This window comes from Nocardia suismassiliense (assembly GCF_900269665.1).
Lineage (GTDB): Bacteria > Actinomycetota > Actinomycetes > Mycobacteriales > Mycobacteriaceae > Nocardia > Nocardia suismassiliense.
Map to the genome: position 1 here is coordinate 4,814,151 of NZ_LT985361.1, position 12,529 is coordinate 4,826,679.

Annotated in this window: 18 protein-coding genes; 11 read left to right on the forward strand and 7 right to left on the reverse strand. The window is 67.6% G+C overall.

Going from position 1 to position 12,529, the window contains the following annotated elements; genetic code table 11:
- The first annotated feature begins 30 nt into the window (after positions 1 to 30).
- From DBO33_RS21560 to DBO33_RS21575, 4 genes are all read left to right on the forward strand, one after another.
- On the forward strand, positions 31 to 909 hold the full coding sequence (locus DBO33_RS21560) for a phosphoribulokinase (protein ID WP_107656654.1): 879 nt from the start codon (positions 31 to 33) through the stop codon (positions 907 to 909).
- A 47-nt stretch (positions 910 to 956) separates the two neighbouring features.
- Positions 957 to 1,379, forward strand: coding sequence for an Hsp20/alpha crystallin family protein (locus DBO33_RS21565; protein ID WP_159080399.1), 423 nt, complete (start codon positions 957 to 959; stop codon positions 1,377 to 1,379).
- Positions 1,380 to 1,577: 198 nt separating this feature from the next.
- Positions 1,578 to 1,991, forward strand: a complete 414-nt coding sequence (locus DBO33_RS21570) for a nuclear transport factor 2 family protein (RefSeq protein WP_107656656.1) — start codon at positions 1,578 to 1,580, stop codon at positions 1,989 to 1,991.
- A gap of 152 nt (positions 1,992 to 2,143) precedes the next feature.
- Positions 2,144 to 2,695, forward strand: a complete 552-nt coding sequence (locus DBO33_RS21575; protein WP_199856716.1) for a Uma2 family endonuclease — start codon at positions 2,144 to 2,146, stop codon at positions 2,693 to 2,695.
- A gap of 105 nt (positions 2,696 to 2,800) precedes the next feature.
- Here DBO33_RS21575 and dinB read toward each other — a convergent pair whose 3' ends face one another.
- Positions 2,801 to 4,033 carry a DNA polymerase IV gene (gene dinB, locus DBO33_RS21580; RefSeq protein WP_107656658.1) on the reverse strand — a complete coding sequence of 411 codons (1,233 nt, stop codon included), beginning with the start codon at positions 4,031 to 4,033 and terminating at the stop codon, positions 2,801 to 2,803.
- Positions 4,034 to 4,175: 142 nt separating this feature from the next.
- On the opposite strand from dinB, the gene DBO33_RS21585 reads away from it, so the two are divergent.
- The 3 genes from DBO33_RS21585 to DBO33_RS21595 are packed head-to-tail and all read left to right on the forward strand — an operon-like array spanning position 4,176 to position 6,652.
- Positions 4,176 to 4,580: a BlaI/MecI/CopY family transcriptional regulator gene (locus DBO33_RS21585; RefSeq protein ID WP_267897890.1), complete on the forward strand. Its 405-nt coding sequence runs from the start codon at positions 4,176 to 4,178 to the stop codon at positions 4,578 to 4,580.
- Entirely contained in the window at positions 4,577 to 5,527 is a 951-nt protein-coding gene (locus tag DBO33_RS21590; protein ID WP_107656660.1) for a M56 family metallopeptidase, read from the forward strand. Before DBO33_RS21585 ends, DBO33_RS21590 begins: the two co-directional genes overlap by 4 nt.
- Positions 5,528 to 5,545: 18 nt before the next feature.
- Positions 5,546 to 6,652 carry a winged helix DNA-binding domain-containing protein gene (locus tag DBO33_RS21595; protein WP_107656661.1) on the forward strand — a complete coding sequence of 369 codons (1,107 nt, stop codon included), beginning with the start codon at positions 5,546 to 5,548 and terminating at the stop codon, positions 6,650 to 6,652.
- 11 nt (positions 6,653 to 6,663) lie between these two features.
- Here DBO33_RS21595 and DBO33_RS21600 read toward each other — a convergent pair whose 3' ends face one another.
- Entirely contained in the window at positions 6,664 to 7,437 is a 774-nt protein-coding gene (locus DBO33_RS21600) for a TetR/AcrR family transcriptional regulator (RefSeq protein WP_107656662.1), read from the reverse strand.
- Positions 7,438 to 7,539: 102 nt separating this feature from the next.
- On the opposite strand from DBO33_RS21600, the gene DBO33_RS21605 reads away from it, so the two are divergent.
- Positions 7,540 to 8,499 carry an ATP-binding cassette domain-containing protein gene (locus tag DBO33_RS21605; RefSeq protein ID WP_107656663.1) on the forward strand — a complete coding sequence of 320 codons (960 nt, stop codon included), beginning with the start codon at positions 7,540 to 7,542 and terminating at the stop codon, positions 8,497 to 8,499.
- Positions 8,499 to 9,323, forward strand: coding sequence for an ABC transporter permease (locus tag DBO33_RS21610; RefSeq protein WP_107656664.1), 825 nt, complete (start codon positions 8,499 to 8,501; stop codon positions 9,321 to 9,323). The genes DBO33_RS21605 and DBO33_RS21610 overlap by 1 nt, the downstream gene beginning before the upstream one ends.
- A 113-nt stretch (positions 9,324 to 9,436) precedes the next feature.
- Here the strand turns inward: DBO33_RS21610 and DBO33_RS21615 are convergent, their stop codons facing one another.
- Positions 9,437 to 9,802 carry a VOC family protein gene (locus DBO33_RS21615; RefSeq protein ID WP_107656665.1) on the reverse strand — a complete coding sequence of 122 codons (366 nt, stop codon included), beginning with the start codon at positions 9,800 to 9,802 and terminating at the stop codon, positions 9,437 to 9,439.
- Between the two features lie 161 nt (positions 9,803 to 9,963).
- On the opposite strand from DBO33_RS21615, the gene DBO33_RS21620 reads away from it, so the two are divergent.
- Together DBO33_RS21620 and DBO33_RS21625 are read left to right on the forward strand one after the other, a co-directional pair.
- Positions 9,964 to 10,365: an NUDIX hydrolase gene (locus tag DBO33_RS21620; RefSeq protein WP_107656666.1), complete on the forward strand. Its 402-nt coding sequence runs from the start codon at positions 9,964 to 9,966 to the stop codon at positions 10,363 to 10,365.
- 31 nt (positions 10,366 to 10,396) lie between these two features.
- Entirely contained in the window at positions 10,397 to 10,894 is a 498-nt protein-coding gene (locus DBO33_RS21625; RefSeq protein ID WP_107656667.1) for a hypothetical protein, read from the forward strand.
- 53 nt (positions 10,895 to 10,947) lie between these two features.
- Here the strand turns inward: DBO33_RS21625 and DBO33_RS21630 are convergent, their stop codons facing one another.
- The 4 genes from DBO33_RS21630 to DBO33_RS44030 all read right to left on the reverse strand — a co-directional run.
- Positions 10,948 to 11,547, reverse strand: a complete 600-nt coding sequence (locus tag DBO33_RS21630) for a GTP-binding protein (RefSeq protein ID WP_107656668.1) — start codon at positions 11,545 to 11,547, stop codon at positions 10,948 to 10,950.
- On the reverse strand, positions 11,528 to 11,902 hold the full coding sequence (locus tag DBO33_RS21635) for a DUF742 domain-containing protein (RefSeq protein ID WP_107656669.1): 375 nt from the start codon (positions 11,900 to 11,902) through the stop codon (positions 11,528 to 11,530). The genes DBO33_RS21630 and DBO33_RS21635 overlap by 20 nt, the downstream gene beginning before the upstream one ends.
- Positions 11,899 to 12,324: a roadblock/LC7 domain-containing protein gene (locus DBO33_RS21640; protein ID WP_107656670.1), complete on the reverse strand. Its 426-nt coding sequence runs from the start codon at positions 12,322 to 12,324 to the stop codon at positions 11,899 to 11,901. Before DBO33_RS21640 ends, DBO33_RS21635 begins: the two co-directional genes overlap by 4 nt.
- 2 nt (positions 12,325 to 12,326) lie before the next feature.
- Positions 12,327 to 12,529 (reverse strand): hypothetical protein (locus tag DBO33_RS44030; RefSeq protein WP_234390964.1); only part of this gene is annotated, 203 nt, incomplete at its 5' end.

Consider the following 12,529-nt stretch of genomic DNA (forward strand, 5'->3'; position numbering starts at 1 on the left):
AATCTGTTGTCCGGCCATCGAGGAGGTGCCATGTCGGTCAAGCATCCCGTCGTCGCGATCACCGGGTCATCCGGTGCGGGAACGACCAGCGTCACGCGGACCTTTCAGGAGATATTCCGCAGAGAAGGCATCAATGCCGTTGTCGTCGAGGGTGATTCGTTTCATCGGTTCGACCGCAACGAGATGAAGCTGGCGATGGCCGAGGCGGAGCAGCATCGCGATCTCACCTTCTCGCATTTCGGGGAGGAGGCGAATCTGCTCGAGGAGCTGGAGCGGTTGTTCCGCGATTACGGCGAGACCGGGGTCGGGTCGGTGCGTAAGTATCTGCACGACGACTCCGAGGCCAAGCCGTACGGGCAGCCCGCGGGGACGTTCACGCCGTGGGAGGATCTGTCGCCCGGCAGCGATCTGCTGTTCTACGAGGGGCTGCACGGTGCCGCGGTCACCGAGACGGTGAATGTTGCGCGGTATGCGGATCTGCTGGTCGGTGTGGTGCCGATCGTGAACCTCGAATGGATCCAGAAGGTGATCCGCGACAAGACCGAGCGGGGTTACTCCAGTGAGGCGGTGATCGACACGATCCTGCGTCGCATGCCCGACTACGTGAAATACATCTGCCCGCAGTTCTCCCACACCTACGTCAACTTTCAGCGCGTGCCGACCGTGGACACCTCGAACCCGTTCATCGCCCGCAGCATTCCCACCGCCGACGAGAGCTTCGTCGTCATTCGTTTCGCCGACCCGAAGGTGATCGACTTCCCCTACCTGCTGTCGATGCTGCACGACTCGTTCATGTCGCGCCCCAACTGCATCGTGGTGCCCGGCGGAAAGATGGACCTGGCCATGCAGCTCATCTTCACGCCGTTGATTTTGCGGTTGATGGACAAGCGCCCCAAACGATCTCGCTGAACGGCGATAAAATTGGCGGGGTCAGCAGCCGACTACAGGAGGAAATGATGAGTCAGCTTCCTCAGTCACAGCAGTCCCGCTCGCCCCTCGCCGGTGTCGGCGATTTCCTGCGCAAGATCGTGCCGTTCGTCGGGTCGAGCTCGAGCGGTGATCTGAAGGTGGAAGAGGCACCGGACAAGGACAACTACCACGTCGTGCGCGTCGAGATCCCCGGGATCGACCCTGATCGGGACCTCGAGGTCACCGTGCAGGACGGTCGTTTGACCATCAAAGCCGAACGCAGCGAAGAACGCTCGGTCGGCGGGTACTCCGAATTCCGCTACGGGTCCCTCATGCGCACCGTCGCGCTGCCCGCCGGAGCGCGAGACGACGACATCGCCGCGACCTACGCGAACGGGATCCTCAGCGTGCGGATCCGGATGAACGAGTCCGCCAGTTCTGCGCGCAAGATCCCGGTGAAGATGGAGTAGGTCGCGCACTTGATTTGCCTGTGCGGCACCTTCCGGCACCGACGGCGTAGGCCCCCCGTTCGTTCGCCCGTGCGACCGCTGAGGGATGCCCCAACGGCGGGTGCCGCACAGGCTGGTGCCCTTACTCGTCTCGCGGTGCCGCTTCTGGGTTACGCTCGATCAACCCTATTCAACGAGTTGCATATGCGAGGTGCAGGGATGACTACGTTCCGCGAAGCCGTCGAGGCCAGGGACAGCGATGCGATGGCGGCGGCGCTCGCCGAGAATGTCGTGTTCACCAGCCCGGTGGCGTTCAAGCCCTACCCGGGCAAGGCGATCACCGCCGCCATCCTGCGCGGAGTGCTGCGCGTCTTCGAGGACTTCCGCTACGTGCGCGAGATCGCCAACCCCGACGGCCGCGGCCACGCCCTGCTCTTCGAAGCCACCGTCAACGGCAAAACCGTCAACGGCTGCGACTTCCTGCACTACGACGACAACGGCCTCATCGACAGCCTCACCGTCATGATCCGCCCCCTCTCCGCCGCCCAAGCCATGGCCGAAGCGATGGCCGCGCAATTCCCGCGCATCCAAGAGGAAGCCCTGGCCGCCAGCCAGGCCCAGTCCGCCTCGTAAGCGCGAGACGAAAGTTCGCAGCTCGGAGCTGAACGGTCGTGCTACGCCGACGCACTGCCGCGTAGCATGACCGTTGACCGATAGCCCTTCTCCGAGCGAGGCAGCCAGTGAGCGTACTACCGGTTTGGGCCGAAGATCCCGGAGCCTTGGAGATGACCGAGGCCGACTACGACCTCCTGCCGGACGACTTGCGCAAGCTGATCGAGGTCATCGACGGCAACATCATTCGATGCCAGAGCGGTTCGCCCGAGCACAGCGATGTAGCACGGCGGCTCGCCAACCACCTCGAGGCCGCCAAGCCTGCCGAGCCATGCACACGCGTGTCAACCGACGTCGATGTTCATTTCACCCGGCGGCGAAACCGCGACGGCGCGTTCTCATTTCGCCGGCCGGACGTCACCGTTTATCGCTGCGTCGAGCGTGGCACGAAGCTGACGACGAATGACGCCTTGCTGGTTGTCGAGGTTGTTTCGCCCGGGTCCGGCTACACCGACACCGTCGACAAGCTGGCCGAATACGCCTACGAAGGCATCCCGGTCTACTTGGTGGTTCACCTGGATGCGAGCTTGTACGTGAAGATGATTCACGAGTACCGCCTCGATTGGGCGACCCGCGTCTACCGACTGGTCGACACTCATCAGGAGGCGGTGGTTCTCGAGAGTCCCTTCCCGGCGACGGTCCTCTTCTCCCAGCTCGATGGCTGAGTTGCCAGTCTGATTCGGAAGGCTGCTGAGCCACCGGCCGACCATGCGTCTCGCAGCTCGTTCAGCCGCGCAGGGCTGCGGTGCGCCGGGCCTGGCATCGGCGTATCAGTCCGGCAGCAAGGGAACCGACAGCCCTTCGCCACGGCGTAAGAGCGCGGCGCGGGTGATGGCGGTGGAGCCGAAGCGGTGGCGGAGATCGTCGAGGGTGGCGTCGAGGGTGTTGGTGGCGCGGGGGTCGAAGGGGAGGGGGAGTTGGAAGGGGTCGGCGTCGGTGAGGTTGGTGAGGGAGAGGCCGATCAGGGTGAGGCCGCGTTCCTCGATGGTCGGCGTGGCGGCGGCCAGGAGGGAGCGGGCAGCTTGTAAGAGGGTGTCGGTGTGGTCGGTGGCTTCGGGCAGGGTGTGCGAGCGGGTGGCTCGGGTGAAGTCGTCGAAACGCATGCGTAGCACCACGGTTCGGCAGATGCGGTCGGCGGCGCGGAGGCGGCGGCCGAGGCGGTCGGTCAGGCCGTGTAGGTAGGCCTCGATTTCGTCGGGTGGGTGGGGTGCGCGGCCGAGGGCGCGCTGGGCGCCGATGGATCGGCGGCGCACACCGGTTTCGACGCGGCGGGGGTCGCGGGCCCAGGACAGGGCGTAGAGGTGGCGGGCGGCGGCGGGGCCGAGGATGGCGCGCAAGGGGCTTTCGCCGAGGTCGGCGAGTTGGCCGACCCGGGTGATGTTGTGTTCGTGCAGGGTGCGGGCGGTGACTTCGCCGACGCCCCACAGCCTTTCGATCGGCAGTGGGTGCAGGAACTCGAGTTCGCCGTCGGGTGGCACGAAACGCAGGCCGTCGGGTTTGGCGACGGCGCTGGCGACCTTGGCCAGGAATTTGGTGCGGGCGATGCCCACCGAGATGGGCAGCCCGACCTCGTCGCGTACCCGGGCGCGTAACCGTTCGGCGATACCGATCGGCGCACCCGCGATCCGGCGCAGACCACCGACATCGAGAAACGCCTCATCGATCGAGATGCCCTCGACCACGGGCGTGGTGTCGTGGAAGACCTCGAACACCGCCTTGCTCGCCGCCGCATACGCCGCCATGCGCGGCGGCACCACGATCGCGTGCGGGCACAACCGGCGCGCCTGCCCGCCGTTCATCGGCGTGCGCACCCCGAACGCCTTCGCCTCATAACTCGCCGCGAGCACCACCCCGCCGCCGACGATGACCGGCTTGCCGCGCAACCGCGGGTTATCGCGCTGCTCGACTGCGGCATAGAACGAGTCGAGGTCGGCATGCAGGATCGACGACTCGGCCCGCGCCACGATCCGCGGGCGGGAGGCGGGTGCGTCGGACACGAACATATGTTCGCATAGCCCACCGACATCCGGAACCCGGGTGACCGCAAAGAACGCGCGCAATCTACGGTTTAAGTACGTAGCAATTCGGACGAACCGGTACGCTGGCCCGACGGCACGGCACGTTTTGGATGAGGGAGTCGGTACGGTGCGCGGATTTGGAGACCTGGAGGCGGTGATCATGGACCGTATCTGGGATCGGGACGCAGAGGACACCACGGTGCGCGAGATATTCGACGAGTTGTCCGCGCAGCGCGACATCGCCTACACCACCGTCATGTCCACCATGGACAACCTGCACCGCAAGGGCTGGCTGGCGCGCGAGCGCGCGGGCAAGGCCTACCGGTATTGGCCGACGCTGACCCGCGAGGAGCACAGCGCCCGGCTCATGCTCGAGGCGCTCGGCGCGGGCGGCCGCTCCGATCTGGTGCTCAGCCATTTCGTGGACCGGATCAGCGCCGAGGAATCGGCGGGCTTGCGCGCCGCGCTCCGCAGGCTCACCGCCCGCAAGATCCCGGACGCACCGCCGGGCACCGAGAGCGCCGCGCCATGACCCTGGCGATCGCACTGATGCTCTACGGCAGCGCCGTGGCCACGGTCGGCCCGCCGGTGCTGCGCAGGCTGACCCGGCGCGGTAACGCGCCGCGGCTGGGCATCATCGCCTGGGTCGTCGCGATCGTCGGCGCGCTCGGTTCGTGGGCCGCGGCGGCGACCATGCTCACCGTCGAGTTCGCCACCTACTGGGGACATCCGCACGACGCGCTGCGCGCCTGCTTCGCGATCATGTGGACTCCGATCCACGAGGACGGCACCGGCGCGACCAAGGCCGCCACCTTTGCGGTCGGCGCGCTGGTCGCCACCTGCACCATCGCCGTGGTGGCCCGGGCGGTCACGGTGGTGCGCGAGATGCGCAAGCGCACCCAAGAGCACGCGAAAGCGCTGCGGCTGGTCGGGCGCCGAGTGCCCGGACTGGCCGCGCTGGTGCTGGATTCGCCGGAGCGCCAAGCCTATTGCGTGCCAGGCCGGCCCGACACCATCGTCGTCACCAGCGCCGCGCTCGAGGCGTTGGCACCCGATCAGCTCGCCGCGGTCCTGGCGCACGAACACGCACACCTTTCCGGCAGGCACGCGCCGCTGACCGCGGTACTGCGTGCGATCGCCACCACGCTGCCGGGCCTGCGCCTGGTCACCGCGGGTGCCGCCGAGATCGCCCGGCTGCTCGAGATGTGCGCCGACGACAAGGCGGCGCGCGCCCACGGCTCGGCACCACTGCTCGGTGGGCTGCTGGTGATCCTCGGTGTCTCCGGACCGGTGCCCTCGGGCGCACTGGCCGCCGCGGGCACCGCCGTGCTGGCCAGGGCCGAGCGCCTGGTCGATCCGGTGAGCCCGATCCGGCGGGCGACCACCCGCACCGCGTTGCTCGGCGTGATCGCGACGACGGTGACCGGATTGGCGTTCGCCGCGGCCACGGTAGCCTTCTGCAGCGCCGTTTTGGGCTGACGTTCGAAGGAGTTACCTGTGCGCCTCACCTGGGATCAGGTTTTCGCATGGCGGCTGCGCAGGCAGTACGTCGCAGCACCCGCCACCGAGCTGACCGAGATCGTGGCCCGATTGTGCGGAGTGCAGGCGCAGGTCACCTCGGCCGCGGAACTCGCGGTGGCGCTGCGTGGTTCGGCCCCGCAAGCCGGTGCGCTGGTCGGTGCGCTCAACGACGGCACCCTGATCAAGACGTGGGCAATGCGCGGCACGCTGCACGCACTCACCCCGGACCTCGCCGCTGCCTACCTTTCCCTGCTCGCGTCGGCGCGCACCTGGGAGCGACCGGTGTGGGAGCGCAACTTCGGTGCCTCGCCCGCCGAGGTCGCCGCCCTGACGGAGCGGGTGCGAGAAGTGCTCGACGGCGCGATACTCACTCGCGAGGAACTGGTCGAGGCGGTCATCGCCGATCCCATGTTCCACCGGCTCGGTGAGCAGCTGCGCTCCGGCTGGGGTGCGTTACTCAAACCCCTTGCCTGGCAAGGCGCGATCTGCCATGGCCCGACCCAGGGCAGCAAGATAACCTTCGCCGCTCCGGCACAGCTGGCCGGTGGCTGGCCGGGCCTGCCCGAGCCCGATGCCGCCGCACCGCTGGCGATCACCGCCTATCTCGGCGCTTACGGACCCGCGACGCCGGAGGCGTTCGACGCCTGGCTCAGCCGCGGCAGTTTGCGCAAAACCGTGCTGCGCCGGTGGTTTTCGGAGCTGGGGGAGACCGTCACCGAGGTCGAAGTCGAAGGCCGCGCCGGCTATCTGCTGACCGAACACCTCGACGAGCTCGCCGCGACGAAGCCGACGAAGTCGGTACACCTGCTCGGCGGCTTCGATCAGTACATCCTGGGCCCGGGCACCGCCGACACCGTGCTGCTGCCTGGCGATCATCGCGCGAAGGTCAGCCGCACCGCGGGCTGGATCTCACCGATCGTGGTGGTCGGCGGCCGCATCGCGGGCACGTGGGAACTCACCGGCGACACGGTGACCGTGGCGATGTTCGACGGTGCGCCGTTGCCGCGCAAGGGTTTCGATGCGGCGCTCGACCGCCTGGCCGAGGCCCTCGGCCGCGACGCGCTGACCGTGCACGCCGGTTGATCCGCACGCGACTATCGCACCCCGCTCTTTCCGCGTTGCGCCTTCTTCCGTTGCGCCACATAGTGTTCGAGCCCGTCGAGAATCCGTTGCAGTCCGAAGTCGAAGTGATCGAAGGTGGCGTCGAAGGCGTCTTCATCGAGTGAACTCATGACGGGATAGCGGCCACTGGCCATGGCCACTTCCAACCGGGGAGCTTGCGCGTCCCAGAATTCCTGATTGGTCAGGCCTGTCTTGCGCTCGGCTTCTTGCGCGAACAACTGGGTGCGCGCGGCACTCCCGACGTAACCGTCGATCAGGATGACCACCGAGATCAGCTCTCGATCCGGCAGCCCCATCGGCCGAATCGCGGTCAGGAACAACTCCATTCCCTCGACCGCGCTCGGCCCGAGCACCGGCCGGGTCTGGTTGACCTCGACCAGCCACGGATGCCGCCGGAACAGCGCCAGACCGCGATGGGCCATGGCTTCCAGCGCCCCGCGCCAGTCGCCGTCCGGGGCGGGTTCGGCGGCGGGTTGCTGGACGCGGTCGAGCATCACGTCGAGCAGTTCGGCTTTGCCGGGCAGGTAGCGGTACAGCGACATGGTGCCGGTGCCGAGCTGGGTGGCGACCCGGCGCATGGTGACCGCCGCGAGCCCTTCGCTGTCGGCCACCTCGATGGCGGCCTCCACGATGCGATCGAGCGTGAGACCCGGTTTCGGACCGCGGCTCGGACGCGGGCCGGAGTCCCACAGCAGATCGAGAGTGCGTGCGAGGTCACCGCTTCCGCTGGTCTCCGTGCTCGTCATGGAGGCAACAATAGCCGCTTGGCAAGAAACTGGGTACGTTGTACTCTTAATCGGGTACAACGTACCCAGTTTCGCGGGTGCGGTACGAATCGGAGGGTTTGAGTGAACGAATACGCGGTCTTCGCCGAGGGTCTGGGCAAGAGATACGGGGACAAACGCGCCCTGGACGGTTTCGATCTCACCGTGCACCGCGGCACGGTGCACGGGCTACTCGGGCCGAACGGGGCGGGCAAGACCACGGCGGTGCGCATCCTGTCCACGCTGATCCGGCTCGATGAGGGCGACGCCACCGTGGCGGGGCTGAATGTGGCGCGCGAGCCGCGTGCGGTCCGTGCCCGCATCGGGCTGACCGGTCAGTACGCGGCGGTGGACGAGGTGCTCACCGGGCGGCAGAACCTGGAGATGTTTGGCAGGCTCTTCCATTTGGGCGGCAAGCGCGCCAAGCAACGGGCCGACGAGCTGCTGGCCCGGTTCGGCCTCGTCGACGCGGCCGACAAGGGTGTCGGCGAGTACAGCGGCGGCATGCGCCGCAGGCTGGACCTGGCCGCCTCGATGATCCTGGCACCGGAGGTGCTGTTCCTCGACGAGCCGACGACCGGGCTGGACCCGCGCAGCCGCGGCGAGGTGTGGGAGTCGGTGCGCGCGTTGGTCGCCGACGGCACCACGGTGCTGCTCACCACCCAATACCTGGAGGAGGCGGACAAACTGGCGTCCCGGATCACCGTGATCGATCAGGGCCGTGCGATCGCCGACAACACCCCGGACGGACTGAAGAACACCATCGGCGGTGACCTCATCGAGGTGGTCGCCGCCGACGCGGTCGACTTGCCCGCGGTGGCCAAGCTGGTGGCACGGGTCTGTGACGGCGAACCCGACATCGATGAGGTACTGCGGCGGGTGCACGCGCCCGTCGCGGATCGCGTGGGCGCGCTCACCGAGGTGGCGCGCACCTTGCAGGACGAACGAATCACGGTCGAGGACATCGGTTTGCGCAGGCCGAGCCTCGACGACGTCTTCCTGCACCTGACCGGACATCGCACGAGCACGGAGGCGGCGGCCTGATGACAACCATGGATCTCACCCCCGCGAAGTCCCGGTCCCGGGCGTATTGGGCGGTCGCGGACAGCTGGAATGTGGTGCGGCGCGGGCTGACCCACTACCAGCGCATGCCGGTGAACATCGCCTGGCAGCTCGGTTTCCCGATCCTGTCGGTGCTGCTGTACGGGTATGTGTTCGGCAGCGCGATGACGGTGCCCGGCGGCGGTGACTACCGGGACTTCCTGATGCCGGGCATGTTCGTCATGACGATGGCGTTCGGGTTCATCAATACCGCGACGGTGATGGTGCACGACGCCACCAAGGGGGTCATCGATCGGTTCCGTTCGATGCCGATGGCACCGTCGGCGGTGGTGGCCGGGCGCGGTGTCACCGATTTGATCGTGGCGTGCGCGGAGCTGACGATCCTGATGCTCACCGCGCTGGTCATCGGCTGGCGCCCCGAGGGCGGCATCCTCGGTGGGCTGGCGGCTTTCGCGCTGTTGCTGTGGTTGCGGTTCGCGCTGATCTGGGTCGGGGTATGGCTGGGCCTGATGGTGCCGAACCCGGAGGCGGCGGGCGGGCTGTTCGCGGTCGCTTTCCCGCTGACGATGATCTCGAGTATTTTTGTTGCGCCGCAGCTGATGCCGAGCTGGCTGGGTGTGATCGCCTCGTGGAACCCGATCTCCTCGACGGTCGCGGCCACGCGCGAGCTGTTCGGCTCACCGTCGGGCAGCGGGGATTCCTGGATCGAGCAGCATGCGCTGCTGATGGGCGCGGTGTGGCCGCTGATCCTCACGGCGGTGTTCCTGCCGCTGGCGGTGCGTCGTTTCCAGCGGCTGAGCCGTTGAGCTAGTTCACGAAAGCGCCCATGAGTTAGTGCACGAAAAACGTTCGGTGCCCGGCAGTTCGCCTTGCCGGGCACCGAACGTGCTGGAATTCGGGCAGTAGACCGCGGGTCCGTTCAGTCCAGGCAGAATTCGTTGCCTTCGATGTCCTGCATCACCAGGCAGGACTCGTTGTCGTCATCGGCCTCCAGCAGGTGCAGGCGTACCGCGCCGAGCGGAATCAGTCGTGCGCACTCCGCCTCCAGGGCGGCCACGCGCTCCGCCCCCACCAGCCCGGTACCGACCCGCACATCGAGGTGCACCCGGTTCTTGACCACTTTCCCTTCGGGGACGCGCTGGAAGTACAGGCGCGGGCCCACACCCGTGGGATCGACGGCTGCCGTCCCTTGGTGTTCGTAGCCGAGCACCTCGGACCAGAAGCGGGCGACGTGCTCGGGTTCGGCGCAGTCGAAAGTGACTTGGATCTGTTTGACCGACGTCATCGGTTCACCATAGTGGCGCGCTCCCCGAAGAAGACACCGAATTTCCTCGCCCCGGGGGAGTGCACTGCCGCAGCCCGCGTCTCTGCCGGCCGCCGCGTTACCGCACGCGAATCGCCGGTGTCGCATGCGGTGCCCGGTCCGTCACTGGTTAGGGTGCGGGGGTGGACGGGCAGCTGATCGACACGGTCGCATGGGTGCGGATCGAGGGCGGGCGGATCCTGTGTGCGCGCCCGCGCGGCAAGGATGTGTTCTACATCCCCGGTGGCAAGCGCGAGGGCGCCGAGACCGATCTGGAGACGCTGGTGCGCGAGATCGAGGAGGAGCTCACCGTCGCGTTGCTGCCCGAAACCGTCGCGCACGTCGGCACCTACGAGGCGGTGCACGCACCCGCGGAAAGACTGGTGGTGCGGATGAGCTGCTACACCGCCGACTATCGCGGCACCCTCGCCGCCAGTAGCGAGATCGAGGAGATGGCGTGGTTCAGCTACGCCGATCGCGCGCTGGTGCCGCCGGTGGATCAGTTGCTGTTCGATGATCTGGTGGATGCGGGCCGATTGCGCTGAGCCACCGGCACAACGCGCTACGGTCGGCGCTATGAGTGTGTTCCCGGCCTGGCTGCGCGGGGCGGCTTACGCCCTGTGGGCGCTTCCCCTCGCGGTCGGCCCGGTCGCCCCACGATTACGCGTGCCTCGGCGACTGCTCGGCGAACCCATCACTCCCCGTGACCGTTTGGCAGTGCGTGCCACGGTGCACCGAGTGCTCAGTGGCGCACTGGGTTTGGTGACCTGGTTCCTGGCGTTCCTGGCCGTGCTCGCCGTGGTGCGGGGCGTGCTCTATCCACTGGTGGCCTCGGACGACTACGGGAACTCTTGGGGCGGGCCCACATTGGCCGGTGCGTGGGCCGTGCACGCACTGCTGGGTCTGGCCTTGCTGCCGGTGTGTTTGCTGCTGCTGACCGCGCTCGGCGCGCTACAGGTGCGACTGGCTCGCGCAGTGCTCGGCCGCGCGGGCGCCCGCTGGCCGATACCGGTGACGGTAGTGCTGTGCGCCCTGGGTGTGCTGTTGTTCCTCGCCTGGCTGCACCAGGTCTGATCAGCCCGCGAAAAGGCGTGCGCCCCGGCAGCTCCGACGGCCGGGGCGGGCGCTCAGGTGGTGACCGCCGACGGCTGCACCCGTTCGATGAGGTGCTCCACCAGTGTCATCAGGACCAGCTTGCACGAGCCGCGGTCGCGGGCATCGCACAGCAGGACCGGCGTGCTCGGGTCGAGATCGAGCGCGTCGCGCACCTCGTCGATGGTGTAGACCGGCGCCCCGTCGAAGCAGTTGACGCCGACGATGAACGGCAGTCTGCGCCGTTCGAAGAAGTCCACGGCGGCAAAGGAATTGCCGAGGCGGCGGGTGTCGGCGAGCACGACGGCGCCGAGGGCGCCGCGGGCCAGTTCGTCCCAGAGGAACCAGAAGCGGTCCTGTCCTGGCGTGCCGAACAGATACAGCACCAGGTCTCGGTCGATGGTGAGCCTGCCGAAGTCGAGGGCGACCGTGGTCGTGGTCTTCGATTCGACGCCGGATAGATCGTCGACGCCGGTGCTGACCTCGGTGATCAGCTCTTCGGTGCGCAGCGGCGCGACCTCGCTGATCGCCGAGACCATGGTCGTCTTGCCGACGCCGAAGCCGCCGGCGACGAGGATCTTGACCGAGGCGGCCAAATGCGGCGTGCCGCTGGGGTCAAAGTTTTCGGATTCCATCCAGTACCGCTCGCAATATGTTGAGGTCTTCGGGCCCGGCTTCCGTCGGTACGGGAGCACGGAATATGAGTTGCCCGTCGCCGATGAGGTCGCCGACGAGGATCTTCGTCACCGCGAGCGGTAAACGCAACTGTGCCGACACTTCGGCCACCGATTGCGAAACACGGCACAGCCGAAGGATATCGGCGTATTCGGGTTCCATCCGGCGCAGCGGGCTCGCCGATTCGTCGGTGACCACCGACGTGAGCATGTCCAGTTCGGGACCGGCCGCGCTGGTGCGCCCGCGGGTGACCGCGTAGGGGCGCACCAGCGGGCCTGCCGCCTCGTCGAACCAGGGCTCACGCGGGTGCGTCATGGCAGATTCGACTCGCCCTGTCCGACGAGATCACGCCGTGGCGTGGTGGACAGATAGGTGCCGACACGTTGCACGGTGAGGTTCATTTCGTAGGCCACCATGCCCAGGTTCGCGGACTCGATCGCTTGCAGCGCAAGGCATGCGTTGTCACCGGCGGAGGTGACGAACAGCACGGCGCGGTCGAGTTCGATGACGGCCTGGCGGACCCCGCCGCCGTCGAATCGGTTGCCCGCGCTGCGCGCGAGCCCGTAGAGCGCCGAGGACATCGCGCCGAAGTGTTCGGCGTCTTCGCGGGTCATCGCGCTGGAGCGGCCGAGTAACAGTCCGTCGGTGGACAGCACCACCGCGTGGCGCACCCCGGCCAGCCGGTCGACGAGATCGTCGAGCAACCAATTGAGATCACCTGTAGGAGAAGCGGACACTCCTAACCTTCCTGTTCGTCCGGGACGCCGGCGGAGCGTCGGCCCTGCCTGGTCCCGTTCTCGATGGCGGACATCAGATCGCGTGCTTGTTCGGCGGACCGGGCGGGCGGCGCCGGGGCGGCGGGCTGCTCGGGTGCGGGTTCGGCCAGTTGCGGTGCCAGATTGGTCTGCCTGCTCCGGCGGGGCAGGCAGACCAATCTGGCAC

Excerpts from the sequence above, each read along its gene's own strand:
- DBO33_RS21560 (WP_107656654.1), top strand. The coding sequence starts at position 31 with ATGTCGGTCAAGCATCCCGTCGTCGCGATCACCGGGTCATCCGGTGCG.
- DBO33_RS21565 (WP_159080399.1), top strand. The coding sequence starts at position 957 with ATGAGTCAGCTTCCTCAGTCACAGCAGTCCCGCTCGCCCCTCGCCGGT.
- DBO33_RS21570 (WP_107656656.1), top strand. The coding sequence starts at position 1,578 with ATGACTACGTTCCGCGAAGCCGTCGAGGCCAGGGACAGCGATGCGATG.
- DBO33_RS21575 (WP_199856716.1), top strand. The coding sequence starts at position 2,144 with ATGACCGAGGCCGACTACGACCTCCTGCCGGACGACTTGCGCAAGCTG.
- dinB (WP_107656658.1), bottom strand. The coding sequence starts at position 4,033 with ATGTTCGTGTCCGACGCACCCGCCTCCCGCCCGCGGATCGTGGCGCGG.
- DBO33_RS21590 (WP_107656660.1), top strand. The coding sequence starts at position 4,577 with ATGACCCTGGCGATCGCACTGATGCTCTACGGCAGCGCCGTGGCCACG.
- DBO33_RS21600 (WP_107656662.1), bottom strand. The coding sequence starts at position 7,437 with ATGACGAGCACGGAGACCAGCGGAAGCGGTGACCTCGCACGCACTCTC.
- DBO33_RS21610 (WP_107656664.1), top strand. The coding sequence starts at position 8,499 with ATGACAACCATGGATCTCACCCCCGCGAAGTCCCGGTCCCGGGCGTAT.
- DBO33_RS21615 (WP_107656665.1), bottom strand. The coding sequence starts at position 9,802 with ATGACGTCGGTCAAACAGATCCAAGTCACTTTCGACTGCGCCGAACCC.
- DBO33_RS21625 (WP_107656667.1), top strand. The coding sequence starts at position 10,397 with ATGAGTGTGTTCCCGGCCTGGCTGCGCGGGGCGGCTTACGCCCTGTGG.
- DBO33_RS21630 (WP_107656668.1), bottom strand. The coding sequence starts at position 11,547 with ATGGAATCCGAAAACTTTGACCCCAGCGGCACGCCGCATTTGGCCGCC.
- DBO33_RS21635 (WP_107656669.1), bottom strand. The coding sequence starts at position 11,902 with ATGACGCACCCGCGTGAGCCCTGGTTCGACGAGGCGGCAGGCCCGCTG.